The sequence below is a fragment of the Anabaena sp. PCC 7108 genome, from assembly GCF_000332135.1.
Taxonomy (GTDB): Bacteria; Cyanobacteriota; Cyanobacteriia; order Cyanobacteriales; family Nostocaceae; genus Anabaena.
Window position 1 is genome coordinate 4,539,843 of sequence record NZ_KB235896.1, and the last position, 25,925, is coordinate 4,565,767.

At 38.6% G+C, this 25,925-nt stretch carries 24 protein-coding genes and 1 pseudogene; 9 read left to right on the forward strand and 16 right to left on the reverse strand.

Going from position 1 to position 25,925, the window contains the following annotated elements; genetic code table 11:
* Positions 1-106 precede the first annotated feature (106 nt).
* The 5 genes and pseudogenes from ANA7108_RS0121200 to ANA7108_RS0121220 form a co-directional block, all read right to left on the reverse strand.
* Positions 107-913 (reverse strand): uroporphyrinogen-III synthase, encoded by an 807-nt coding sequence (locus ANA7108_RS0121200; RefSeq protein WP_026104361.1) that lies wholly within the window; start codon positions 911-913, stop codon positions 107-109.
* Positions 914-1,349: 436 nt separating this feature from the next.
* Positions 1,350-2,060 (reverse strand): annotated as a pseudogene (gene cobA, locus ANA7108_RS0121205) (uroporphyrinogen-III C-methyltransferase); the annotation flags it as partial.
* A gap of 81 nt (positions 2,061-2,141) precedes the next feature.
* Entirely contained in the window at positions 2,142-2,609 is a 468-nt protein-coding gene (locus tag ANA7108_RS0121210) for a M48 family metallopeptidase (protein WP_016952836.1), read from the reverse strand.
* Between the two features lie 4 nt (positions 2,610-2,613).
* Positions 2,614-3,555 (reverse strand): homogentisate phytyltransferase, encoded by a 942-nt coding sequence (locus ANA7108_RS0121215; protein ID WP_016952837.1) that lies wholly within the window; start codon positions 3,553-3,555, stop codon positions 2,614-2,616.
* A gap of 274 nt (positions 3,556-3,829) precedes the next feature.
* Positions 3,830-4,672: a methyltransferase domain-containing protein gene (locus tag ANA7108_RS0121220; RefSeq protein ID WP_016952838.1), complete on the reverse strand. Its 843-nt coding sequence runs from the start codon at positions 4,670-4,672 to the stop codon at positions 3,830-3,832.
* A gap of 111 nt (positions 4,673-4,783) precedes the next feature.
* Between ANA7108_RS0121220 and ANA7108_RS0121225 the strand changes: the two genes are divergently transcribed.
* Together ANA7108_RS0121225 and ANA7108_RS0121230 are read left to right on the forward strand one after the other, a co-directional pair.
* On the forward strand, positions 4,784-6,118 hold the full coding sequence (locus ANA7108_RS0121225) for a TrkH family potassium uptake protein (protein ID WP_016952839.1): 1,335 nt from the start codon (positions 4,784-4,786) through the stop codon (positions 6,116-6,118).
* 116 nt (positions 6,119-6,234) lie between these two features.
* Entirely contained in the window at positions 6,235-6,930 is a 696-nt protein-coding gene (locus ANA7108_RS0121230) for a TrkA family potassium uptake protein (protein ID WP_016952840.1), read from the forward strand.
* A gap of 169 nt (positions 6,931-7,099) precedes the next feature.
* Here ANA7108_RS0121230 and ANA7108_RS0121235 read toward each other — a convergent pair whose 3' ends face one another.
* Complete coding sequence (locus tag ANA7108_RS0121235) at positions 7,100-8,203, reverse strand: tetratricopeptide repeat protein (protein ID WP_016952841.1); 1,104 nt, start codon at positions 8,201-8,203, stop codon at positions 7,100-7,102.
* Positions 8,204-8,375: 172 nt separating this feature from the next.
* Entirely contained in the window at positions 8,376-9,524 is a 1,149-nt protein-coding gene (gene queA, locus ANA7108_RS0121240; protein ID WP_016952842.1) for a tRNA preQ1(34) S-adenosylmethionine ribosyltransferase-isomerase QueA, read from the reverse strand.
* Between the two features lie 262 nt (positions 9,525-9,786).
* On the opposite strand from queA, the gene ANA7108_RS0121245 reads away from it, so the two are divergent.
* Together ANA7108_RS0121245 and ANA7108_RS0121250 are read left to right on the forward strand one after the other, a co-directional pair.
* Positions 9,787-10,176 (forward strand): hypothetical protein, encoded by a 390-nt coding sequence (locus ANA7108_RS0121245; RefSeq protein WP_026104363.1) that lies wholly within the window; start codon positions 9,787-9,789, stop codon positions 10,174-10,176.
* A gap of 219 nt (positions 10,177-10,395) precedes the next feature.
* On the forward strand, positions 10,396-10,926 hold the full coding sequence (locus ANA7108_RS0121250; RefSeq protein ID WP_016952844.1) for a TIGR02281 family clan AA aspartic protease: 531 nt from the start codon (positions 10,396-10,398) through the stop codon (positions 10,924-10,926).
* A gap of 78 nt (positions 10,927-11,004) precedes the next feature.
* Here the strand turns inward: ANA7108_RS0121250 and ANA7108_RS0121255 are convergent, their stop codons facing one another.
* The 6 genes from ANA7108_RS0121255 to ANA7108_RS0121285 all read right to left on the reverse strand — a co-directional run bounded on the left by ANA7108_RS0121255 (position 11,005) and on the right by ANA7108_RS0121285 (position 17,682).
* Positions 11,005-11,691 carry a PHP domain-containing protein gene (locus ANA7108_RS0121255; RefSeq protein WP_016952845.1) on the reverse strand — a complete coding sequence of 229 codons (687 nt, stop codon included), beginning with the start codon at positions 11,689-11,691 and terminating at the stop codon, positions 11,005-11,007.
* A gap of 568 nt (positions 11,692-12,259) precedes the next feature.
* Positions 12,260-13,282, reverse strand: coding sequence for a phosphoribosylformylglycinamidine cyclo-ligase (gene purM / locus ANA7108_RS0121260; protein WP_016952846.1), 1,023 nt, complete (start codon positions 13,280-13,282; stop codon positions 12,260-12,262).
* 219 nt (positions 13,283-13,501) lie between these two features.
* Complete coding sequence (locus tag ANA7108_RS0121270) at positions 13,502-13,708, reverse strand: hypothetical protein (RefSeq protein ID WP_016952847.1); 207 nt, start codon at positions 13,706-13,708, stop codon at positions 13,502-13,504.
* 74 nt (positions 13,709-13,782) lie between these two features.
* The gene (locus ANA7108_RS0121275) at positions 13,783-14,382 is read right to left on the reverse strand and encodes a superoxide dismutase (protein ID WP_016952848.1); all 600 of its coding nucleotides are present in this window, start codon (positions 14,380-14,382) and stop codon (positions 13,783-13,785) included.
* 453 nt (positions 14,383-14,835) lie between these two features.
* Positions 14,836-16,455 (reverse strand): bifunctional pantoate--beta-alanine ligase/(d)CMP kinase, encoded by a 1,620-nt coding sequence (locus ANA7108_RS0121280; protein WP_016952849.1) that lies wholly within the window; start codon positions 16,453-16,455, stop codon positions 14,836-14,838.
* A 132-nt stretch (positions 16,456-16,587) separates the two neighbouring features.
* On the reverse strand, positions 16,588-17,682 hold the full coding sequence (locus ANA7108_RS0121285; RefSeq protein WP_016952850.1) for a septal ring lytic transglycosylase RlpA family protein: 1,095 nt from the start codon (positions 17,680-17,682) through the stop codon (positions 16,588-16,590).
* 810 nt (positions 17,683-18,492) lie between these two features.
* On the opposite strand from ANA7108_RS0121285, the gene glsA reads away from it, so the two are divergent.
* Both glsA and ANA7108_RS0121295 read left to right on the forward strand, forming a co-directional pair.
* Positions 18,493-19,455 (forward strand): glutaminase A, encoded by a 963-nt coding sequence (gene glsA / locus ANA7108_RS0121290; RefSeq protein WP_016952851.1) that lies wholly within the window; start codon positions 18,493-18,495, stop codon positions 19,453-19,455.
* Positions 19,456-19,771: 316 nt separating this feature from the next.
* Positions 19,772-20,122 (forward strand): hypothetical protein, encoded by a 351-nt coding sequence (locus tag ANA7108_RS0121295; RefSeq protein WP_016952852.1) that lies wholly within the window; start codon positions 19,772-19,774, stop codon positions 20,120-20,122.
* A gap of 190 nt (positions 20,123-20,312) precedes the next feature.
* On the opposite strand, the gene ANA7108_RS0121300 is transcribed toward ANA7108_RS0121295, so the two are convergent.
* A complete protein-coding gene (locus tag ANA7108_RS0121300) occupies positions 20,313-21,311 on the reverse strand; it encodes a hypothetical protein (RefSeq protein ID WP_016952853.1) in 999 nt (332 codons plus the stop codon).
* A gap of 319 nt (positions 21,312-21,630) precedes the next feature.
* Here ANA7108_RS0121300 and ANA7108_RS0121305 point away from each other — a divergent pair, with 319 nt between their 5' ends.
* Complete coding sequence (locus tag ANA7108_RS0121305) at positions 21,631-21,867, forward strand: hypothetical protein (RefSeq protein ID WP_016952854.1); 237 nt, start codon at positions 21,631-21,633, stop codon at positions 21,865-21,867.
* 100 nt (positions 21,868-21,967) lie between these two features.
* Here the strand turns inward: ANA7108_RS0121305 and bcp are convergent, their stop codons facing one another.
* Complete coding sequence (gene bcp, locus ANA7108_RS0121310) at positions 21,968-22,444, reverse strand: thioredoxin-dependent thiol peroxidase (RefSeq protein ID WP_016952855.1); 477 nt, start codon at positions 22,442-22,444, stop codon at positions 21,968-21,970.
* Positions 22,445-22,546: 102 nt separating this feature from the next.
* On the reverse strand, positions 22,547-24,466 hold the full coding sequence (locus ANA7108_RS0121315) for a lipoxygenase family protein (protein ID WP_016952856.1): 1,920 nt from the start codon (positions 24,464-24,466) through the stop codon (positions 22,547-22,549).
* Positions 24,467-24,614: 148 nt separating this feature from the next.
* On the opposite strand from ANA7108_RS0121315, the gene ANA7108_RS0121320 reads away from it, so the two are divergent.
* Together ANA7108_RS0121320 and ANA7108_RS0121325 are read left to right on the forward strand one after the other, a co-directional pair.
* On the forward strand, positions 24,615-25,439 hold the full coding sequence (locus tag ANA7108_RS0121320; RefSeq protein WP_016952857.1) for an FAD-binding domain-containing protein: 825 nt from the start codon (positions 24,615-24,617) through the stop codon (positions 25,437-25,439).
* The gene (locus ANA7108_RS0121325) at positions 25,436-25,909 is read left to right on the forward strand and encodes a GNAT family N-acetyltransferase (protein WP_016952858.1); all 474 of its coding nucleotides are present in this window, start codon (positions 25,436-25,438) and stop codon (positions 25,907-25,909) included. The genes ANA7108_RS0121320 and ANA7108_RS0121325 overlap by 4 nt, the downstream gene beginning before the upstream one ends.
* Positions 25,910-25,925 lie beyond the last annotated feature (16 nt).

The following is a 25,925-nucleotide window of genomic DNA, read 5'->3' on the forward strand; positions in this document are numbered from 1 at the left end:
TTAAAAAATTTATTCACTACATACAATAATCTCAAATGTTAAAACCCCTTGTACTATCACAAGGGGGATCATTTTTAATTTTTAATTCTTAATTCTTAATTTTTAATTAACCTCGATTTGCCCATTTTATAATAGCATTTGTTAAGCCATCTAAAGTATATTCCTCAGCTTCTATATCGACACGACCAAATAAATCATGACAAGTTTGGGAAGTTTGGGGACCGATAGAAGCAATGGAAACTTTCTCTAAGTAATGTGTGATTCCATCTGTAAATTTACTTGCGGTTAATAGACAGAAAAATTGTACAGTTTTAGAACTAGCAAAGGTGATCACATCTATCGCACGGTTTCGCAAAGCCAACTCTGCTTCTGGAGGAATAGTTTGAGGACAGCAAGATTCATAGGTAGGAACTTCTATGACATTTGCACCTTTAACGGTTAATTCTTTGACTAAAACTTCTCTTCCACCACTTTCTACTCTGGGAAATAAAATCTTTTTACCCGCTAAGTTTTCGGGAAAGCTTCTGACTAAAGAGTCAGCGATAAAGTGGGGAGGAATAAAATTGGGACGAATATTGTATTTTTTTAGACTTTGGGCTGTTTTTTGACCAACAACTGCAATTTTTATCTCAGCTAAGGAACTGTGATCTTTACCTTTGCTGTGGAGTCTAGTAAAAAAGTATTCTACTCCGTTACTGGAAGTAAGAATTAACCAGTTGAAACTAGATAAATTAGCGATCGCTTCATCTAAAGCAAACCAACTTGAAGGAGGTCCAATTTCTAAAGCTGGCATTTCAATTACTGTAGCACCTGTGGCAATCAAGCGATCGCTAAATTGGCTGGACTGTCCAACTGAACGTGTAACTAAAATGGTTTTTCCTGCGAGGGGAGATAAGGGTAAATTGCTATCCACGATTTTCTCGTTCAGAATTGTGGGTAATTAAGAATAGTTTACAGGACTTACGCAACTGGCACATTGGTAGGGTGCGTCAGATATCAACAATCTGTTTATTTGCAGGATTTATGCAGTCTGACGCACCCTACAACTCATTCAGAATTTTGGGTAATTAAGAATAGCTTATAAGAAAATAGGCTGAAAACGCCGGAATTGAGAAATTTGGTTCTTCAGTACCTAATATACAAAATCAAGCCAAAAAAATCTCAGACAGCTTAATATACATAAGAAATAAGCCATAATTTTGAACATTATGACAAAATATTGCCTCTTTACCCTGTTAAGAGTTCCCTATTAAGAGTTCCCTCTTTCCGACTGGTGATTTAGTATAACAAGTACGGTAGAACCAGAAATTTTCACTTTTTAATTTTTAATTTTCACTTTTTAATTTTTACAAGTATTGGCGTAATCTTACAACTTCACCAATGACTATGACCGCAGGAGAAAGTGATAAACCCGCCGTTTGTGCCAAAATATTATCTAATTCACCTATCCAAATGGCTTGACTGGGAGTTCCTGCCCAACGAATAATAGCAATAGGTGTAGAGTGCGATTGCCCATATCGTAGCAGCTGATGTACAATCTCGGCTAAATTTTGTCCCCCCATCAAAATTACCAAAGTTTCTAATCTTGATAGTGCTTCCCAGTCTAAAGCATCTGGTTCATGTGCTGTCAACACAGCAAAACAGCGACTAAGAACAGGATCTGTGAGGGGAATTCCTGCTAATAAAGGTGCTGCTAAAGCTGAAGAAATTCCCGGTATAACTTCAAATTCACAACCAGCAGATTTTAAAGCTTCAATTTCGGAAATACAACGCCCAAAAATAAATGGATCACCTGATTTTAGCCTAACAACTTGTTTCCCTTCTTGATAATACTTGATCAGCAAATTGTTAATTTCAGCTTGGGGAGTGCTGGGTTTACCACCGCGTTTACCCACATCTAGTTTTAGACAATCCTGTGATACACATTCTAACAATTGGGTATCTACTAAAGCATCATAAACCAAGACCTGAGCAGTAGCCAAGAGACGATAAGCTTTAACAGTCAAGTATGCCACATCTCCAGGTCCTGCACCAACGAGGTAAACTTTTTTATTAGTCATCCGATTTTGGATTTTGGATTTTGGATTTTGGATTCATTCCCCGGATTTATCCGGGGGCTTGTACCATCAAGGAATTATTCTTCATTTATGATGATTGTGAATATCTTGGAGAATTTTAGTTATTGTTTCTGCTTTTTGTGGTTGACGCTGTTTTTGAAATAGGTCTTTTGCTGTTTGGAGATTATTTATTGCTGCTTCTTGATTGTTTTCTAGTAACAAGATATTTGACAACCTCAGGTAAGCATCGGCATTTTTGGGACTGCGGTGAATTACTTCATTAAATAATTCTTTGGCTTCGGCAATTTGTCCTTTATGATTTAGAAGATCACCCAACAACAACCTAACTATATCATTAGTAGAGTTGATGGCAATTACTTTACGAAACTCTGATTCTGCACCTTCATAATCTTTAGCCTGAAAAAGTTCAATTCCTTTTTGGAAGGATTTGGAGGTAATCAATGTTCTCCAGCTAAAATAAATTAGTGTGATGATGCTGGAAATCACTAAAGATATAGCAACAATATTACTAATTGGTGAATTTTCTAACATGATTTTAAGCCAAAATACAGGCAATAGGAAAAATTAGATATTCGATGAAAAACAGTTTCCAGATAAATTGATAAAATCCCGCAATTGCACTTTTATCTTGTAAGTCAACTCCTGCACTTTGCCACCACATGACAATTAAAGTTACTAACTGAGTAATTACTAGGAATATTGAGTTAACTTCTGCTATTTTGAACAAAGCTACAAGAATCATCCCTAAATAGCAAACAGTTAAGACCCAAAGTGCAAGTTTAAATACTGCTTTTTGTCCCATTTGTAGGGTAAAAGTTGTGATATTGTAAAGGCGATCACCTTCCATATCAGGAATATCTTTAAAGATAGCAATTGCAAAGGTAAACACCAAGATAAACACCGTCAAAACCCATACTGCTGCGGGAATGCCTTGGCTTTTTTGTAATAGCCAGTTAAAATGAAAAAACAGACCTAAATTAACAATTGTTCCCCGCACTGAAAAAATACATAATGCTGCCCAAAAGGGATACTGTTTTAAGCGAATTGGTGGTAAAGAATAAGCTGTACCAATTGCCAAACTCAGAGCTACCATTCCTAATAAAAATGGTCCATTTAACCAGGCTATAATTAGTGCTAAAATACCAGTAATAATGACAATTAATTGTCCTTGTTCTTTGGTGAATTCTCCTGATGCTATGGGTAAATGAGGCTTATTGATTTTGTCAATATCAACATCTTCTAATTGGTTTAAACCAACTATATAGATATTACCACAGATACAAGCAACCCAAGCTCCCAAAACTTGACCAAGATTAATACTAGATAAGCTTGTGGAAGTGACACCCAGGGTAATCAAATATAAACTCAACACACTTAAAGTTGTACCAATAATAGTGTGAGGTCGGGAAAACTTCCAAAAAGCATAAAGCCACTTTCCCTTTAAAATTGGAGAATTCTGTTGATAAAACTGACTCATTTATTACTCTCTACGTTTTCTGCTGTAAAACTACAAATGAATAACAATTCAAAAGTCAAAAATAAGTATCCAAACTGAATTAATTATACTATAAACGACTAATATCTCGACTTTATAGGATAACAAAATTCAAAGCCAAAACTTCAATCAAAACTCTGCGTCACTTTGCGTTTACCTCAGCGCAACTCTGCGTTTAAAAGTAAAGTTTCCAACCATTTTGAGATACTTAACAAAAGGCGAGGAGACCCCGCCCATACGGAGTGTTTAAATTTGCTTACTTATTTCCGCACAATAACCCAAATTTAATTAAACCCCGTTCATAACCCCGACGCATTAGCCCTAAAGAAAGCGCCCCTTGAATTGTACTCCAACCAGAAAGCAGTAATCCTAAAACTGCTTCGGGGGTGAATGCTGAATCAATTACCCGATTCCAAAATGGAGCCACAGCGGTTGACCAATCAGCCGTGCGGATATTGTTTAATGGTAGTTGACGAGCGATCGCTTCATACTCTGGTAACGAAATCACATAAGGTAAACAATAAACTCGATAAATATCCTCTAAATGCCTTTGTTCATCAGTAGTCAGAGGTTTTTTATCCGTAGGTCGATGACACCAAGTTACCATAATCAAAGTACCTCCGGGCTTCAACACCCGGTAACATTCTTGCAAAAACTTGGTTTTATCTGGCATATGTTCACCACTCTCCAGCGACCAGACTAAGTCAAAAGAATTGTCAGCAAAAGGCATTTCTTGAGCATTGGCGACGAGAAACTGACTGCGGGTATTCAAATTAGCTTCTCTTGCTCTTTCTGTGGCTCTGGCGGCTTGCACAGGACTCAGAGTAATTCCCGTGGCCTTAGCACCAAACTTTTCTGCTAAGTATAAAGAACTGCCACCAATACCACAACCTACATCTAAGATATTCTCTGCACCCTTGACCTCTGACCATTTCAGCAGTTCTTCGATTAAATCAATTTGCGCTAAACGTCTTTCTTTCCGCTGGTTCCCCGTAGGACCATAGTAGCCATGATGCATATGTTCTCCCCAAATCTGTTCCCACAAACCGGAGGAAGCATCGTAAAATTGTTGAATTTGTTGATAAAGTGTTGTACTCATGAGTCACCAGAGAAGACAAAGCCGAATAAAAAAAACATACTGTTAGGCTACCATCTGTGTATTTAATTAGATAAAGCGATTTTGTTTCCAGAAGAAAATTGTGAATTACTTATGACTGTTGCTCGCACAATTTGCTTGGGATTTCTGGCTGTCATCCTGCTAGGAACCATTTTGCTGATCATGCCTTTCTCAACTAGCAGTGGTACTTGGAATGACCCAATTGTGGCACTATTCACCTCAACTTCCGCAGTTTGTGTCACTGGTTTAGCTGTAGTTGATACTGGTACTGATTTTTCCTTTTGGGGTCAGTTTTTTATTGCACTTTTAGCTCAAATTGGTGGTCTAGGTTATATGACAACTACCACCTTTCTCATTTTATTAATTGGGCGGAGATTTGACTTGCGGCAAAAAGTAGCAATTCAACAAGCTTTAGATCGTCCTGGGATGAGTGGTAGCTCCCAAATTATTCGCTCAATTATTGCGACAACATTGATTTTTGAAATAACTGGTATATTATTATTGCTACCAGCTTTTATTCCCAATTATGGCTGGCATCAAGGAATTTGGTTAGCAATTTTTCATAGTATTAGCGCTTGGAATAATGCTGGATTTAGTTTATTTAAAGATAGTTTAACTAGCTATCAATCATCTAACTTAGTAGTTTTCACAATTACAGGATTAATTATTTTTGGAGGCATTGGCTATCAGGTAATTTTAGATATATATCTTTGGTTGCGTGATAGAATTTTGAGGAAACCTCATGCTATAGTATTTTCTCTTGATTTTAAAGTAGCAACTAGTACAACTTTAATACTTTTAGTAGTAGGATCAATAGCCTTTTTCTTTATAGAAATCAGAAATCCTAACACCTTTGGCAATTTTACTTTTCCTAACCAGTTATTATTAGCATGGTTTCAATCAGTGACTACTAGAACTGCTGGATTTAATACCATTGATATTGGCACAATGACAGATGCTGGTTTATTTATTACCATTGCCATGATGTTTATTGGTGCAAGTCCAGGTGGTACAGGAGGAGGGATAAAAACAACAACATTTCGAGTTCTAACTAGTTGTACACAAGCTATTCTGCAAGGGAAAGAGGAAGTTTTATTATATGATCGTAAAATAGCAATATCACTGATATTAAAAGCTGTGGGTGTGGTTTTTGGTTCTTTAGCTACTGTAATTGCAGCAACAATTTTAATTAGTCTTACAGATCCTAAATTAGATTTTATTCAAATTTTATTTGAAGTAGTATCAGCTTTTGCTACAGTCGGTCTTTCTACAGGTATTACTAGTGGTGTTTCTACAGCAGCAAAATTGATTTTAATTGTCACAATGTATATTGGCAGAGTTGGTATTCTATTATTAATGTCAGCTATGTTGGGTGATCCCCGCCCTAGCAGAGTTCATTATCCTGAAGAAAATTTACTCGTAGGATAGTTTCGGGAGATGGGGAGACGCAGTGACGCGGAAAGAAGGAGAATGAGTACTCGTTTTTCACCAATCACCTTTTCCCCAATCACCAATTACCAATCACCAATCACCAATCACCAATTATGAATCTGTCATCATTAAAGTTTTTTCGCAGTTTACGTCAAGATAATCACCAATTTGCCGTAATTGGCTTAGGTCGTTTTGGACGTTCTGTTTGTTCAACATTACATAATCTAGGATATCAAGTTCTAGCCACAGATATTGAAGAAAAGCGCGTTTCAGAAGCATTAACTGAGGAAATAGTTAGTCATGCTGTACAAATAGACTCAACGGAACCTGCGGCACTTAAAGAAGCTGGTATTTTTGAATTTGATACCGTAATTGTGGCAATTGGTAACTATATTCAGGAAAGTATTATCACAACTCTTAATGTAAAAGAAGCTGGTGTACCTCATGTAGTTGCTAAGGCTTCTAGTGAAGTCCACCGCAAGCTGTTAAAGCGAGTGGGAGCAGATCATGTAGTGTTTCCAGAGTATGAGGCAGGTTGTGCTTTAGCACGGACACTCACTAAACCATCAATTTTAGATCGATTTGATCTCGACCCAGACCACAGCATTGTTGAGTTGATTGTCCCTGATGATTTTAACGGCAAAACTGTTGCTGAAATTCAACTTCGTAATCGTTATGGTTTGAATCTATTAGCAGTGAGTCAGGATGGAAAATTTAAGATTAATCCTGACCCGACCAAACGTCTAGAACGTGGTTCCGCAATGGTAGTTATTGGCTGCAATAAAGATATTAACCGCTTGCCAATTTGAGAGTGCAGGGTGCAGGGGGCAGGGTGCAGTAGATAATTATTGATCCTCATTTCCTCATCCCCGCGTCCCCCCATCCTCGCGTCTCCCCGTCTCTTCATCCCCGTGTCCCCCCATCCTCGCGTCTCCCCGTCTCTTCATCCCCGTGTCCCCGCGTCTATTCATCACTCCATCATCGAGACCGTTGTTCAACTGTATTAGGCATATCAGTTGAATTAATTGGCATTGCTTGCTCAGGTGCAGGTAGTACTACATCACTGTTAGAAGTAGGAGTTGGGGTTGCGGTTTGACTAATTTGGGGTTTTTTTGGTATTAAATACTCAGTGATTTTCTGTGTCATTTCATCAATTTTTACAGCTTTCTCAGTATTTCCTTGTTCACCATACTCTTTACGAGCGCGTTTTAAGGCTTGATTAGCTTCTTTGAGATTGCCTTGATTATATAAAGTTACGCCTAAGTTATAGTAAGCTAAAGCATTTTTGGGATTTTGGCGAATAGCTTGTTGGTAAATGGTAATGGCTTGGGAGGGTTGACCCTGAATTACCATGAGACTGCCCAAATTGTTGTAGGCTACGGTATTCTCAGGATTTAGCTTTAGGGCTTGACGATAGGCTGTGATGGCTTGTTCTACTTGACCTTCTTGTTGGGATGCGATCGCTAAATTAAAGTAAGCACTGGAGTTGTTCCCATCTAAATTTATTGCTTGTTGAAAAGCTGCGATCGCTTCCTGTCGCTGTTCTTGTTCGTATAATATCAAACCTAAATTATAATGAGCCGCAGCCATTGTCGGACTTGCTACTAATGCTTGACGATAAGCAGTAATTGCTGCTTCTTTTTGTCCTTGTTTTTGTAAAGCTAACCCCAAATTGTAATAAGCATCTCCAGAGTTAGGATTAAGTCTAATGGCTTCTCCATATTCTTGCACAGCTAAATCTAGGCGATTTTGCTCCAAAAATATATTACCTAAATAATTCCGCGCCATGCCAATGTTAGGATCTCGCTGCAAGGCTTGACGAAATGCAAATTCTGCACCTTGTAAATCTTGGCGCTGATAACGTGTCACTGCCAGTTGATACAAGATAGCTGCGTCCAAATTCTGAGAAACCACATTTTGTGCCAATAACTTACTACCAGGTAAATCAGTAATTATCGGTAATCCTAATAAGAGAAACGCCGAAGAAGCTAATAAAATACTTACTTGCTGTGCATATTTTTTGTTGAATGATGCTTTAAACTGCCTGTGTAAGCACTGATTACTTTGAATTGTTTTAGACATGAATTGTCGCCCCGTATTTATAGTTGAGATCCTTACAAAGTCAGAGTACCCATAACTAAATCAAAAATTCACAATTCGTAATTCGTAATATTTCCTGCGACTCCCGTAAGGGATACGTGATTCGTAATTATTAATGAATACTCAGCACTCACCACTCGGTACTCAGCACTCGTTACTCAGCACTCATAGTTCCTTCAGGTAAAATCAGCATGGCATCACCAAAAGAATAAAAACGATATTTAGCAGCGATCGCTTCTTGGTAAATCTTCAATAACCTCTGCCGACCAATTAAAGCACTTACCAGCATCAATAAACTCGAACGTGGTAAGTGAAAATTAGTAATTAGACCCTCTACTACCCGCCATTGATAGCCAGGATAAATAAACAGATTTATTTTGCCTACATAGGGTTGCAAATCCCCAAATTGAGCCAAACCTTCTAATGTCCGAACTACCGTGGTTCCAACGGCAATAATGCGCCCTCCAGCGGCTTTAGTAGTCCGGATTTGCTCAATTGTCGTAGCATTGACTTCAATCCATTCTTCATGCATTTGGTGAGTAGTTACATCTTCGACTTCCACAGGACGAAAAGTCCCGACTCCAACGTGCAGCGTCACAAAAGCTTGATTAATACCGCGATCGCGCAATTTATCCAACAGTTCTGGTGTAAAGTGTAATCCTGCCGTTGGGGCTGCGATCGCACCTTTTTGTTGGGCATACACAGTTTGATACTGTTCAGCCGCAGATGTTGATGCATTTATATAAGGCGGTAATGGCACATCTCCAAATTGATCTAAAACCTCTAGCAACGAGATTTTTTCTGGTAAATCAAATTGTAATAACCTCCCTCCCGTGTCTGGATCTGATTCCACAACTGTAGCCGTCAATGTGGAAATTGATACTATATTTTTACCCTTACTCCCGTCATCTAAATCTTGAGAACCATCAAAAATAATTTGTGTTCCAACTTTAAAGCGTTTTCCTGGTTTTACCAAAGCTAACCAACAGTTATGCTGTCTTTCTTCCAACAGCAAAACTTCCACTTCTGCCCCTGTTGACTTGCGTCCATACAAACGTGCTGATATGACTTTTGTATTATTCATGATCAACAAATCTCCAGGTTTTAGTAGTTCAGGTAAATCCCGAAAAATATAATTTAGCGGTGATATTTCCTGACCTATACTAGGAGAATTGACCACCATTAACCGGGAAGTATCTCTAGGAACAGCCGGATTTTGGGCAATCAGTTCGCTTGGTAGTTGGTAGTCATACCCAGATAACAAACGATCTAAATTAACATTTTCTGCTTCTAGGCTAGGCATTCAGTGCAAATTGGTTGGTGTGATTTGTTGCTCTATCTATAGAGTAATTGAGAATAGGGTAACTGATATAAAAATTAGGCACAAATAGACTTTTAAAGAAAGTCACCTGCTACAGCATTGATACTATGGAAAAAACCGAAAACACTAAAATCAGAATTGGGTAAATCTCCCCATATAAAAACGGGTGCTTTTACCCTACCGGGAACTATGCTTTATTTACGAAGATAGAGAAGTGGAATTAACTTCAATCCCCAGCGCCATTATGGAATATTTATATTATCTAGCAAATGCCAGTTTAACTCTGAGAGTTGTTCAACACCTGCATGGTAGACCCCAAAACCCAATTTCCTTCATCACCGTAATTCATCAAATCGATGGTTGGGTCGTAAGGATAAAATTCAGAGATCCACTTTCACTCCAAGATGATGGTGATTTTCGGGCTTTTCTCAATGAATTAGGAATCAGCTACGAACCACCCATGAGAGTGCAAATGGCACTTTGGAGTTTGGAAGCAGGACAATTTCCTGTGGATGTAATGCGCCGCTATCAAGTTGCAATTGTATCTCATGGTAGTCCAGAGAGAGAAGAAATTGAGGCCTTCCGGCAGCAGTTTGTCCGGGGTTTGGGCTATTGTCCAGAAACACTAGCTTAATCTCGATTGATGATCAAGCTTTTGCCAGATGGCTAAACAATTCAAAATAGAGTCTCCGACGCACGTAAGATCCAAATTGGATCAACCTGAAAGTGAAATGGTTTCCGTTATCCTCTCAAAGTTTCAGTAACTTGAAAAATTTTTGTTGTAGGTATAGTCAAGATTTTCGATTATTCTAGATTTAGAGGATTTTTGAGCGGTTTAAAGAACCCATAAATAATGAAAGCAGTTGAGAGGATAGGAATTGCATCTTTATCTGGGATGATGTTTTTAACAGCGCCCTATGTAGCAAAAGCTAATGACCCTGGTGCTTGTTTTATGGTGACATCATCAGGTAAAACTGTCAGTCTGGGGCAACTATGCGGCGTAAGTCAACCAAATATAAAAGTATTTCGAGTCCCAATTAAGCGTCGTAGCGGCAAGACTCCGATTATAGATGTTAATTTTAATGGTAATCAAGTTTTTGAGATGATTGTTGATACTGGTGCGAGTGGGATCTTGATTACTCAAGGAATGGCCACAGCTTTAAACGTCCAACCTTCAGGAAAGGTGAATGCCATGATCGCAGATGGTAGCGTAGTAGAATTTAAAACTGGTAATATCTCGACAATTGCCGTAAGTGGTGCTGTAATTAATAATGTCAGAGTGGCGATCGCTCCCAAAGCAAGAATTGGGCTACTTGGACATGATTTTTTTGAGAAATATGATGTCAAAATCTTAGAAAAACAAGTTGAATTTCAACAGCGCTAACATAAGTAGGGTTTAAGGCAGATAAGCTGATTTAGCCCCTGGCTATTTAAACCAGGAGTATTAATATAAACTTGCGTCTTACAATCGTTGGAGTAAATTCAACCCATGTGTATCCGTACCACAAGTGTTAAATAAACCGAACTTATGAGCTAAGTTCTGCACTTGTTCCGATTCCAATGCACAGGGTTTCCAAGGGTTAGGATTTTTGTAAGCATAGAAAGCTTCAACACCATCAATACCCCGTTCTACCGCAGCGGGAATCAAGTCAAAGAGCGATCGCTTGTAACGTGCTGGGTGAGCCAGTACTGCTATTCCTCCAGCCTCATGAATAGCAGTAATGATATTGGCTATTTCATAGTCTCGGCCTGTAGTTCCTTTTTTTTGTAAGTAAGGTTGTAGACTCGAGTTTTCTGGCTCAAAACCATAAGCCAAAATGTGAACTTCTATATCCAACAGATTCGCATTAATTTCTACACCACTCCACAGGTAGGGAGTTTTTATATCTGGATGATTCCACTTCCAATCTTCTAACCAAGCGTGTGCGGCTTGATAGCCATCAATTGTATGATGATCTGTGATCGCCATTCCTTTTAAACCAATAGCGATCGCTTGTTCCATCAAGCCAATTGGCTGCAACCTTCCATCTGAATAGACAGTATGCATATGAAAGTTGTATACAATTGGACAACTTTGGGCATCTATACTCTGGAATACTTGTTTTAAAAGTTCTGTGGAAGCAGTAGTCTGGGCAAAATTTACAACCATAACCCCCTCTGAACAGAAAATACGTAATTTTTAATACTCTCACACACTAGATTTAGAAACTAAAAATCGCTAATACAGTACACTGGTACTCTAAGGTGTAAATCAAAAGCTAAAACTCAAAAAGCTTGTATAATCAACTTTTTTAATTTTTAATTCCACCCTGCGATACTAGTTTCGTCTCCTACTCTCTCCACTACTTCAATGATTTTTTTAGATTTGTTACGACTACGTTAGCAAATCTCAACGCTGATGGTCATGAGTATTTTCGATTACTTCTATAAAGAGAGTCTAAAATTTTGCCTAATTTTCCATAAATACTGAAACTAAGGGTTTGCTGAAGACCGATAGGGAACAGGGAATAAAGGCGTTGCTGAATAAGGGGATGATTGAGGCTGACGCGGGGACACTCCAGACGCGGTGATTATATATTGATGCAGATTCTCAAATCATCCCGCAATTATGCAACGCCGGAATAAATAGGTAGGGTGCAGGGTGCAGTAGGTAATAATTTCTCCCCATCACCTCATATCTTCATCTCCGTGTCCCCGTGTCCCCCATCACCCCATCATCATAAACCCTCTAATTTACCTATACCAGTTACCACCTCACCAATCGCATAAGCAGGAATAGCTTGGGACTGAAAATGGGTAATGATTTCTTCCACTTGATGGGGTGGAACTAGCAATACAAATCCAATTCCCATATTGAAGGTATTGTACATAGCCTCAGCACCAACAGAGCCAGCTTCAGCCAACCACTGAAACACGGGCGGAATATTCCAACTATTGGGGTTAATTTTAATTGACTGATCTTTTCCTAAACATCGAGGTAAATTCTCTGGTAAACCCCCACCAGTGATATGTGCCATTCCGTGAACTTCCAAACCTGCTTTCAACGCCGCTAAAACAGGTTTAACATAAATGCGGGTAGGTGTAAGAAAAGTTTCGCCGATAGATTCTCCATTTAATAACTCTGGGGTGTCATTCCACGCCAAACCACCATCACCGACAATCTTTCTCACCAAACTTAAACCATTACTGTGAACACCAGTACTAGCTAAACCTATAGCCACATCCCCAACTTGTACCTGGGAACTATCCAACATGAGGCTTTTTTCTACAATTCCCACACAAAAACCAGCCAAGTCATATTCACCAACTTGGTAAAAACCAGGCATTTCTGCTGTTTCTCCCCCCAGTAAAGCAGAACCAGCTAACTTACAACCAGTAGCTATTCCTGCTACAACTTGAGTTAACTGCTCTTTATCTAGCTTACCTGTAGCCACATAATCTAGAAAAAATAGTGGTTCTGCGCCGGATGTCAACACATCATTAACACACATCCCCACCAAATCAATCCCAACAGTGTGATGGCGGTTGAGAATTTGGGCTATTTTTAGCTTTGTACCTACACCATCTGTTCCAGAAACTAAAACGGGTTCTTTGTAACCTGTGGGTAGTTGAAAGCAACCACCAAAACCACCCAGTCCACCTATAACTTCCGGCCTAAAGGTGCTGTGAACCAAATTGCGAATTTGGTCTACAAAGGCTCTACCCTCTTCAACATCAACGCCTGCATCCCGATAATCCATGCCTAGTTACACCGTTATCAATCTGGTAAAACTTCGGCTATTATCATCACATAATTTAGGTGCTAAGAATTCAGTTAAGTGGAAAGGCACAAAAAAACCGCAGTATGTAAGGAAAAGTAAAGTTGCTCAAAAACCTCTTCTTTTCTGCTTGGTCATAACGACAATTTTTAACGCCGACCTACTTACAGCAGTTTGCAATTAACACCTGTTCACTGTTTCTTAAAACACCTGATCTTCAATTCCTTGCCACCATTCACCCAAATTCATCAAATCTTGGTGAATATCTGCAAGTTCTTCGACATACGCTGCTGATGAGATGGTATCTCGCCGTTCTTGTAATTTTTTGATGCGTAGTTGTATCAATAGCCACGGTTTGGAGATGCTATCCGTAGCTTCTATGTATTGAGCGAGTTTTTTGCTATCCATAATTTGAGTAAGGGGTAATTAAGTAAAAACGTTATCAATTACCTTTTACCCCATTACCTTTTCCCCATTAAAGTCTAAGCAGCAAAATTTGCAGCGACAAAATCCCAGTTCACCAAATTATCTAAGAAATTCTTGATGAATGCAGGACGAGCATTTTTGAAGTCAATGTAGTATGCGTGTTCCCAAACGTCAATGGTAAGCAGTGCTTTTTTACCATGTGCGAGGGGGTTTTCTGCATTAGGTGTTTTCATGACTTTGAGAGTACCACCATCATCAACCAACCAAGCCCAACCACTACCAAATTGAGTTGCAGCAGCGGCAGAAAATTCTTCTTTGAATTTGTCGAAGCTACCAAAATCTTTTTCAATCTTAGCCGCTAGTGCGCCTGTAGGTGCGCCCCCACCTGCTGGTTTCAAGCAATTCCAGAAGAAGGAGTGATTCCAAACTTGAGCAGCATTGTTGAAGATTCCAGCTTTAGCAGAGTCTTTAAAAGCAATTTGAATTACTTCTTCCAAAGATTTATCAGCTAATTCTGTACCATCAACAAGCTTATTTAAATTATCTACATAAGCTTTATGATGCTTACCATAATGATACTCAAAGGTTTCGGCTTTCATGCCATAGGACTCTAGCGCATCAGAAGCAAAAGGTAATGCTGGTTGTGTAAATGCCATTTTGTGAAATCTCCTCTCTTTACTGTTTTCTAGTTGAAAGCTATTGCCAGAGCTAGGCAAATTACAGGTTTTGTCGTCAGCAGTTTTATACAAAACTTAACATTTTTATTCTACTACCAAAGTGAAAATTTCCATCTATTTAGTTTATAAATAAAGCAAATTTCATCTATTTAGACCAAACTCCTAACTTCTCTCTGTTGCCTCTATGCCTATGCGTGAGCAAAAAAAAGCAGTTCATTCACCCGAAAATCGCTGCAATCACCTACTAGTAAAGATTATAAAACTATCAAACCACACTAATATCCATCCCCAGATAGATGAATCAATCTAGAAATAGATTAGGATGTTGTTTACAGTACTATAAATTAAGCAAATATCCATAATATTAAAATGGTGAGTTAGTTAGCACTCACCACCATTTTAAAATCAAAAAGTCCCAGTCAATTATTGCCACTACCAATGCGATAGCCGCTGATTATAGTGGTTGATAATTTTAGCCGCAACTTCAGAAGCAGTTAAACCATCCGTTTGTAATTCAATGGCATCAGCCGCTTTTTGCAAGGGGGAAACCTTACGAGTGCTATCTTTTAAGTCCCGTTCAGCGATGTCCCGTTCTAGCTGTTGTAAACTAACTTCGGGTTGATTTTGTGTTTGAAAATCTTGCTGACGACGACGCGCCCGTTCACCCACAGAAGCAGTTAAGAAGATTTTAATTTCCGCATCGGGGAAAACATGAGTGCCAATGTCTCGGCCTTCAGCGACTAAACCACCACGTTGTCCCCAACTTTGTTGTTGTTGAACTAATGCTTGACGAACTGCACTTTGGGCGGCGATCGCGGATACTTTTGATGTCACCTCAATTGTGCGAATTTTTTGAGTCACATCTATATCATTAATCTGGACTTTTACGGGAGATTGCAAACTTTGACTAGGAGTCAGTTCAATTTTACACCGAGTCGCTAATTCGGCAACAGCACAATCATCATCAATCGCAATCCCCTGTTCTAGCACTAGCCAAGTGATTGCCCTGTACATAGCGCCCGTATCTAAATAGACTAAACCCAATTGGTGTGCCACTTGGCGAGCAACTGTAGATTTACCAGCACCAGCGGGTCCATCAATGGCGATGATCGGTTGGCGTAGCCCGTTATTGCCGTCGCGCAAAATTGTATTATCAATTAACCGTGTAGAACCAAGACGAGCAGCGATCGCCAACATTCCTTCATCCTCAACTGTTTCTAAAAACATCAACGTAGTCGGTTCAACTAATTCAATATATTCCAAGTTGATAGTGCTAACTTTTGCGATTTCTTGCCGCGCCCATGCTATTAGTTCACTGCTGTGACGAACGCCATTACTAAACGCCGCTTCAGCTTGCCGTAAACCTTTAAATAACACTGCTGCTTGCTCTTTTTCTGTTGCAGTCAAATATTGATTACGAGAACTTAAAGCCAAGCCGGACACTTCCCGCACTGTGGGACAAGTAACAATCTCTACTGGCAAATTTAAATCGGTTACTAACCGTTTAATAATTGCTAGTTGTTGACCATCCTTTTGTCCGAAGTAAGCTCGATCAGGTTGTACCAAGTTAAAAAGCTTGGTGACAATCGTTGCCACACCAGTAAAATGACCTGGGCGATAATTACCACACAAGCTAGATATCATATCAGATGGAGGGATCACTTGTGTCACCTGAGTTTCTGCTATATTCTTCCGAGGCACACCGATTTCTTCCGGAGTCGGGGTAAAAATCACATCTACGCCAGCTTGTTCACAAAATTGTCGGTCTGGTTCTAAAGTCCGGGGATAGCGTTGATAGTCCTCATTAGGTCCAAATTGCAGAGGATTGACAAAAATACTGACAATTACCGTCGAATTTTCCTGTCTAGCCCGTTTTATTAAGCTGAGATGACCTTGATGTAAACTTCCCATCGTTGGTACTAAACCAACTTCTGTGGGATACCAACTAGTTTGTTCATCAATTCCAATTTCCTCTGGTAGCCTCAGATGGCTTTGCCAGCGACGTTGATTTAAATAGCAGCGTAAGGCTGCAACTGTTGTCAGCACACGCACAAACAAAATACCCCTAGTTATTCTCGATCCTATCCCCCGTTAGTTTATATCTGAAAACGGAGTTAAGGATGAATGAACTAGGGGAATTCAGTAATAGTGAAGATCGAGAAGGAGTAGAGAGTAGGAAGTTGGTTATCTTCCTAAAACCTCAATATGCACTGGAGCAATTCCACTGCTCATCATGCCTAAAATTCGAGCAGCTCCAGCAGAGAGATCAATAATTCGACCACCAATGTATGGACCCCGGTCATTAATTCGCACAACCACAGAGCGGCCATTGCGGGTGTTAGTAACACGAACTTTTGTACCCATGGGTAAACTGCGATGGGCTGCTGTAAATGCTTCGGGATTAAATCTTTCCCCACTAGCAGTTTTATTACCAGACCAATCATAGCCGTACCAAGAAGCTATGCCCTTAAAGTTGATTTTTAATCCACCAATGGCAATCTGTTGTGGTAGCTTTTGTAGGGATGCTCCCGTCACTGGTAAGTTTGCAATCTCATTGATGGGAGAGGCATTGCCTATGAGTCTGCGTAGGCGATTGGTAGCTTGTAAAGCATCTTGAGCTAGATTCTTGGTGCTGTCTGCTAATTGGATGCCTTGATTAATCTCTACCAATTCCTGATCATTTACCTTAATAGAGTAACGATCTGGCTGTTGAACAAAGTCGCCTTTATTTTGGGCTTTATTATTGACTAGATATTGATCACCTGTTTTCCAACTGACGGTAATTTGACTCGCGTCTATATTTTCTAGGATCAGTTGGTTGATTCTAGAAGCTACTACACTAGCTCTTTTTACCGGGTCATTGTCAATGGAGCTAATTTGGTTGCTCACATCGGTCACATTCCCAAAACTAGCGACCTTTTTGGAGTTAGTAGATACAAGGGCAGAATATTTTAGTCCCTCACTATTTCCAATTGCGCCGACTTTTGTTTCCGTACTAGCAATTGGGGCAGAACTCAAAAAGGTGAGAACGGGAATATTCTTGATGTAAAGAGTTGCCGCCTGACGGCCTCTAATGCTGTGAGGATGAATTTCTGTCACAGTATTAGAAGTAGGTTTCTGGGCAGAGGATTGGTACTCTCCCACTTTCACTACATCACCTGTCAGTGATGCTTGGGAAGCTGGTGAGGTTCCCTTGGTGGTTTGAGTAAGACCGACTGAGGGTACACCCAAAACAGCCAGAAACAGGGGGACAATAGTCCACAAATGTCTTTGATTCATGCGTCCGATTTTAAAGCGAGTGTAGAACTTAAGTCTTATAATTTCTTTGGTTTTTCACCAGTGATAGTGATACTCCCTAAAACTCGAACTTGTTCCGATTTCACTTTTTGTTTATAACTGCAACACATTACCATGAACCTTTGAGCTTGGGGATCAGGGATTTAGCGTAGGTTTTAGTCACTTAGCTAAATTTAAATTATGGTTTCTAGGGCAGAAGCTTGTTCAATTGAGGATTTGGGCTATGTAACCTTTTTTTTCTGATCGTCAATAATTTCTTATGAAAAGTTAATCTTAGATAGTTTCTGAATGAAGCAAGTACGATCTTAAATCTGTTGATAGCTCTTCTTGTTATTTTTGTAATTTATTTAACTACATAGAAAATTCTATTTTTGTCAATATTTCTGTCATCAAATTAAAAAATCATCCTCAATACTTACATAGTCTATTTACTTAAAATTAGACAGAAGTATGATTGGGTAAGTCTAAAAAATAATTGTCCTTGAGATAGCTTAGAAATAAATAAAAACTAAATGTAGTATTATATACTTTCTTTAAAAGTTTTTACATACGAGCTTTTTCCAGTTATTTAGTATAAATTAAAATCAATTTCTCAAAAAAATATACGTAGTAAAAATCAGTTACTGCTTCAGTAAGTATTTTTATCATCCAAAAAAAAAGTAATAATGAGACAATAAAAAAAAGGGTGTGAGTTTGTATAGATGAGTTTAAAATGTAGCAAAAATAACTCCATATCTTACATACCCAAACTAGTAAATCAAATTTAACGCTTAATAAACAGCTATTAGCTTCATGTCTAACCCAGAAGATTCAGAAATACTTCCATCACCATTGCCAGAAGTTCTCAAAGATTTGCATTCCCAGTATAAATCCCTGCAAGAAGGAGTGGTAGCAAACTACATTCCTGAATTAGCAAAAGTCAATCCCAACTTGTTTAGTATCTGCATTGTCACTGTAGATGGCCAAATTTATGAAGTTGGTGATTATCAACAACTTTTTACTATTCAGTCGATTTCTAAGGTGTTTGTCTATGGACAAGCACTTGAAGATCACGGACGGGATTATATTTTGACTAGGGTGGGAGTAGAACCGACAGGGGAGGCATTTAATGCAATTATTCTAGATGAGCAGTCAAAGCGACCTTATAATCCTATGGTGAACGCTGGGGCTATAGCTACAACCAGCTTAATCAAAGGTTCTGGTCCAACTGAGCGCCTAAACAGATTATTAGATATGTATCGGCGCTATATAGGAAGGGATGTATTTGTTGATATTTCTGTGTTTACCTCAGAACGCAGCACGGGACATCGCAACCGCGCTACAGCGCACCTGATGTTAAATTTTGGAATGATTGACCAAAATATTGAGGAAGCGTTGGATTTATATTTTCAACAATGTTCTGTAATGGTGAATTGTCGAGACTTAGCAGTGATGGCTGCCACTCTAGCTAATAAAGGTATTAATCCCATTACGAAAGAAAAAGCGGTAGATAACCGTTATGTTAAAGATATATTGAGCGTGATGTACACCTGCGGGATGTATAACTTTGCGGGTGAATGGGCTTACAATGTTGGGATTCCCGCAAAAAGCGGCGTTTGTGGGGGAATTATCGCCGTTGTTCCTAACCAAATGGGAATTGGTGTGTTTTCACCTCTGTTAGATTTTCGGGGTAACAGTGTGCGTGGAGTAAAGGTGTGTGAGCAACTGTCTCAACGGTTGGGTTTACATTTGTTTGATTGTTCGCGGCACGAATAAATTAAATTTCTTGTGAATTTTTTTATTTTTGCCCAATTACTGATAATTTACCTGATTAGTGGCAGCAATAATTAAGAAGTTATTAAAAATAATCTGTATTTCTTAATTAATGCTGGAAACTCTTTAATAAGACATTAAACAATTGAATAAAAATTAGCACTCTCAGCTAACAAGTGCTAATTTTCAACCAAAGTTGAAAACCTATGGACTAGGCAAAAATTATACTTTTTCTAGATGGAGTTGATTATTTTTTAGACCATTATTTGCCAAAACATAGGTTGATGTGGAATTGGTTAAATATATTGGGAGGACTGGAATGAAATTTACTTTCGATATTGTAGGAGTATCTCCAGTTTTGTTCTTTTTTAATCACCAACAGCAGAGTTTACAAAAACCTCAACCACCTGGTGTGGAATACCTGGGAACTCATATTTGTACATTAGATGGGTTTCTAGAATCTGTGGAGTCTGTTCTCCCAAAGTTAGATTGGAATCTAGATCAAGTTGCAGATACAGTGATTCAATTTTGGTTGAATAATTCAGAGAGTATTCAATATTGGAAATCCAGGTTACAAGATGCCGGAACAGATAATTTACTAGTAGCCAGAGTGGCAGAAATACAAGCTTTGCAAGCTGAATTTGAATCACTACTAGGTAAAAATTGGTAAAACTATAGGACTCCTATTTGATTTTTGATAGCTTGCGTGGCGTAGCCATACAGAACTCCGTACATACTAAAATCCTTCTTTCCTGTTCCCTGTTCCCTGTTCCCTGTTCCCTGTTCCCTGTTCCCTGTTCCCTCGCAGGTCACGTCTCTACAAGGCTTGTGGATAACGCATATTTAATTTCTGGAGATGTCTATTCGATCATGGGTTCATTTTCTAATGTTTTGAGGACTTTCAGATACAAATCTTCTACTCTCTTAGTTTGGATTTCACCACTGGCTGCATAGTGAGATAAGCTAGGAGAGCCATTTACTTCCAGTAAGGTATAATCTACCATCGGCTTTGTAATGTCGCTGGTAATTACATCTACACCTGCTAATCTTAGTCCTATATCTTTTGTAATATTGACGGCTAATTTTTGAAAATCAGGATGGATGCTTTCAGTTAAATCTATCGCTTCACCTCCACTGGATAAATTTGCATTATCGAGAAGATAAATAATAGTATCTTTAGCAAGAATACTATCAAAACTTAAATTCTGCTTTTGTAGTTTTTTAGTAATTCGGAAATCATCAACGTGAAGAATTGTTTTCCTCTCATTTTTTATAAACTGTTCTTGCTTCTGGTATATGAGTTCTAAAATCGTTGATTTACCGTCTCCAGTTATAAATAAAGGAATCCTTTGATAAGCTGCTATAACTTCGTTATCTAAGACTACGATTCTATAATCGTTGCCACTATAGAACTTCTCAACAATTAATCCTGAGTTAATCTGTAATATTTTTTCAGCAACTTCATAATATTCTGTCTGATTGTAAACCTTGGCTACTAATATTCCCTGACTTAGATTTAGGGGTTTGACAATTAGTGGAAATCCCAGTTTTTGAGCATAATTAAATCCATCATCAATATTTCTGGGGTTAGATAATTTATTACATATTTGAGCATTAAAAAATGTTTTTCCCTCTGGAACTCTATATCCAAATTTATTGAGAAAGAAGTTTGAGTAAGCTTTATCTTTAGCTAAATATGCTGAACCAAAGCCATTAATATTTAATTTAGTACTGCTAAAACAAGATTTTTTGCCGTTTTTAAAGGTAATATGCCCAACTAATTCATATTCTGGTTCTACTAATACTACTGCCCCTATTTGAGATGCTACTTTTTGCAGTATTGATGTTATTAATGGCATTTTTATTTACCAAGTTTCTAAGTACACAATTATTTTACCAAAACAGTGATGTGTAAAAAAGTAAGAATTATATTCGGCATTGTTTGGAGAACATTTTACCAATGTAAGTCGATCTGGCTGAATTTGTGTATCTTCAAAACTGTGTAAACTCCATTTACCTCAGTTTTGCTGCTGAGTAGAAGCTATTTTGTCGCACTAAGTATTGACAATTAAAAAATTATGTAATAACAAGGTGGCATCATCAATTAAAGGCGCTAGTGTATCCCCCCTAAGAGACACACTAACGCTACTTACTAAATTTCATACGGATAATATAATCATGCCACAAAATACTGATTACAAAGATACAAAGTCAGAAAATCAGGCAATTGCTTACAGAAATCGCCTGAATGGTTGGGCTGTCGCTCGTGTGGTTGCTAATCAGGAACGGATGATTGTAGGCCGATTCCGCAGCCGTTCTAATGCTGATGGTTATATGCAGCACTTACGCCAGCTAACCCCAGATGCTTCTTTTGAGCTTGTCTTTGATTGTCAGCGCGAAGAAGTGGTGATTTAAGCTTTGAGGTAAAGCGATCGCAGTTGAGTTAATTGAGAGGATGTTTTCAAAGTGGTCACTGATGTATCAAAACCTCGGAACTGCTGTAACAAACATCCTCTTAAATAGCGGCTGATTCCTGCAATTTTGTTAACACTGCTTGAGCATGACCTTTAGTTTTGACATTTGGCCAAGCATAGGCGATGATTTTATCAGGTGAAATCAAAAAAGTTGACCGAGCCACACCCATATATTCTTTACCCATAAACTTCTTTAATCTCCAAGCACCATAGGCTTCTATTAATTGATGTTCTGGGTCACTTAATAGGGTAATTGATAATTGATGTTTGTCGATAAATTTGCAATGTGCTTTACCAGAATCTGGACTGACACCGATGATTTTAGCTCCCAGTGTAGTGAATTCTGGAGATAAATCTGTAAAATCTTTTGCTTCTGTGGTGCATCCTGGAGTGTCGTCTTTGGGGTAAAAATAAAGGACTATCCATTCTTTGAAGTCAGCAAGGCTAACTGGTTTGTCGTTTTGATCTGGAGTGGTGAAGTCTGGTGCTGTTTGTCCAGTTTGGGGAATTTCGGTCATGATGGGATTTAGATGAGTTGCAAAAATCAGGATTTAAATTTTTTAACCGCAGATAAATTACCATGTCAGAGTCTATCTGCGGTAGTTTTTTATCTCCTAGGTTTAAATATTAATACTATTGGGGATGCGAGAAGGTAAAAGATAGGGATATTCAACACCGCTGTCTGTTAACCGTTGCTGATTTCGAGCTTTGATTTTGTTTTCAATTTCCAACAAATCATTTTGAAATTGAGCGAGAATTTGTCTATCAATTTTATCTGCAAACTGAATTAAATCAGAACTTCCTAAGTTACCCCAATAAATTCCACTCAATGCAGAAGTTAATCGCATTTGCTGTAAATCTTTATCTGTTGAGGGGAGAAATTCTTCTAAACTGGCTGGTGTATCTGGTCGGCTATAGTTTGCTAAGGGTGCGTTAGGAACATAACCAAAGTAATCGTATTGACTGAAGTTGACGGCTGCGTGTTGGGGTCCACAGGTAAAGATGGTGATAGTTGCAATATCTATTAATTGTTGCAAACTCCCAATTTTTGTAAACCCAGGTACGCGAGGATAGGAAGGTAGTTCTTGGGGTTCAATTCCTGATTCTGCTACCAATTCTTTGGGAAACCATGCAGGTACTTGGGGGAAATCTGATTTGGGACGGGTGTTTAAAGGTGCGCTTAATTCATCAGCCCAAGCTTGTAAATAGGGGTCTTGCTGTACGGCTTTGTCGTCTGGGTAGTAGCGTTGTAAATAGCGTGTTGTATATTTAGCGATCGCTTCCCATAATAACAAAGCATCGTCCCGGTAAGGGAAATCTGGCAATAATTGCGGTTCAATTCCCCGTACTTCAATATCATTCAACAGGGAATAATACCAAAATGACTTTTCTCGATAAGCCTTATTGATCAACCTTGAGGAACTTTCCACAGTTGGAGCCATTAAACTATCAATTGCTGCACCTTTTGCAAAGAAGATAGTATTATCTCGGTTATTGATAGCAATTAAAAACTTAAAATGGGGAGATAATAGCTGATAAACTGGGTGATTACTTGGTAATTGTCTGGGAGTCGCAATAGCCAAAGCTTCCATGGCTAAATGAGTATAACTCAAATGGGCAATCAATTCGTGATGAGTGGCATCCGCCGTTTGAAAGTATAATTTTGCTCTTTCCCAATCATCTGCTGCTTGTCCAGTAATTCCTGGAGTCACAACTCTGCCTTTTTCAACTTCAATTAGTACCGGTTCTAAACCCTTATCTGTGTGGTGAAATAAAGCTACTGGACTACCTACATATTTACCAGGTTGTAAATCCGTAACTTTCAAATCTCTTAATAGTGGATAGTCAGCAATAAATAAACGGTTTTCACTTGCAGATTTGATTAAATCTATCGCTCCATTATTAGCTAACTTGTAAGGTTGAGTAGCCAAAGCTTGCAGAAAACCTTGGTCAATTGCTTGCACTCGTCGCAATACTGTAGAATTTGCACCAGCTAATCTTTGCCGGACAAATTCCTTATCGCTTAAACCTCCATCCCGTTGATGAATTATACTCACAATGGGAGGATTAATACCATCCTTTGCTAAAGCTTGAAAAAATAACTTTCTTTGCTGCTCATTTCTTGTGAGTGTAGGTAGATTTTTATCTACAGTTGCGACTGCTTTATTTACAGCCATTATCGTTTGTAATAACTTCTTTCTCTCGCGGATATAACTACTATTAAATTGTTCATGTGGTGGTAGATTAAAATTAAACCATCCCGACTGAAAAACTTCGCAGTCTACTAACAAAGTTGATATATTTAACCAATCTTCCTCTAACTTACTAACTTTTTTCTCTACCTCTGTCAGCAACAAACTCCAAGGTTCTGAGAGTTTTCCCTGTTGGAGAAGATTTTGATAAATCTTAGTCAAGACATAGCGCACAGTACCATCTTCCCCAGTGTAGGGAAATAACCGTGCAGAACCCTTTTGTTCTAAGCCATAGGGATGATAGCGATAGTAACCTTGTTGTTCCTTTAAAGATGTAGATTGTGTCATAATTTACTCCTATTTAGGTTTTAGATTTTAGATTGTAAATAATGCTAGGGACGTTCCACTTGACGCAATCATGTTTAAAATGGGTATTAACATTTAAATGGTTGCTAATCGAGATTGGCACTACAATTAAGTCTAAACCAATAAATTTATGTTACGTGATTTTACCAGTCGTGAAGAATTAGTAGCGTATCTGCGCGAACAATTTCCCCAAGCCGCAGAGCGAGATGATCACATCAGCATCACTGTGGGGGGACGGAAAGCCGCCAAACAAATATTACATAAAATAGATCCTGCTTCCTACGCTAAAACACGTAATTTTTTAACCGGTGCTGTTACAAGACTATCACCTTATATTCGTTATGGCGTTTTGAGTTTGCGAGAAATTAGAGATTACATTCTTGATAAAGTCCAGAATTCCGACCAAGCAACTAAACTAATTACCGAATTAGCTTGGCGTGATTATTGGCAAAGATTATACATCAAACTAGGAAACGGTATTTGGCAAAATCAAGAAGAATACAAAACCGGCTACAAATTAGCAGACTACGCAGCAGTCTTACCCCAAGATATTATCACAGGAACTACTGGTAGCGTTTGTATTGACAGCTTTAGCCGAGAGTTGCAGGAAACTGGCTACCTGCACAATCACATCAGAATGTGGTTAGCCGCGTATATTGTCCATTGGCGACGTATTCAATGGCAAGCTGGTGCAAAATGGTTTCTACAACACTTGCTTGATGGCGACCCAGCCAGTAATAATATGTCATGGCAGTGGGTAGCAAGTACATTTAGTCACAAACCCTATTTCTTCAACCGCGAGAATTTAGAACGTTACACTAAAGGCGTTTATTGTCGTCAATGTCCACTTTATGGAAAATGTGATTTTGAAGGCAGTTATGAAGAATTAGAACAGCGACTTTTTCCGAAAGGACAATTTAGTAAGCAAGCAAATAGTCGAACTTGGCAAAAATGATAATTAGACAAGCAACCATAAATGATCATCAAGGTGTGATCAAGTATGCACTCAAACTTGTTCATCAACATCACAATTTCAATCCGTTAAGATTTGTTGAATTTGAAAATCATGAACAACAGCTTTTTGATTTTTTTGCAGCAGAGATTGTCAATCCAAAAGCAGTTGTCTTAGTTGTGGAAGTAGAAAATAAAATTGTTGGGTATTCATTTACAAGGCTAGAAGAAAGCAGTTTGGTTGATATTGCGCCAGAATCAGCATGGCTTCATGATATTTACATTGATGAATCGATGCGGGGAATGGGAGCAGGAAAATTGCTGTTAAATGCTTCTATAGATGCGGCAAAAAAGTTAGGTTCACAAATATTGATCCTTGAAGTTGCTGCACAAAACGAATTTGCTAAGAAGCTATTTGAAGCTAATGGATTTAATGTTGCTACTTACGAGATGATGATGAATTTAAATGAATGATGAAAAAGGTTAGAGG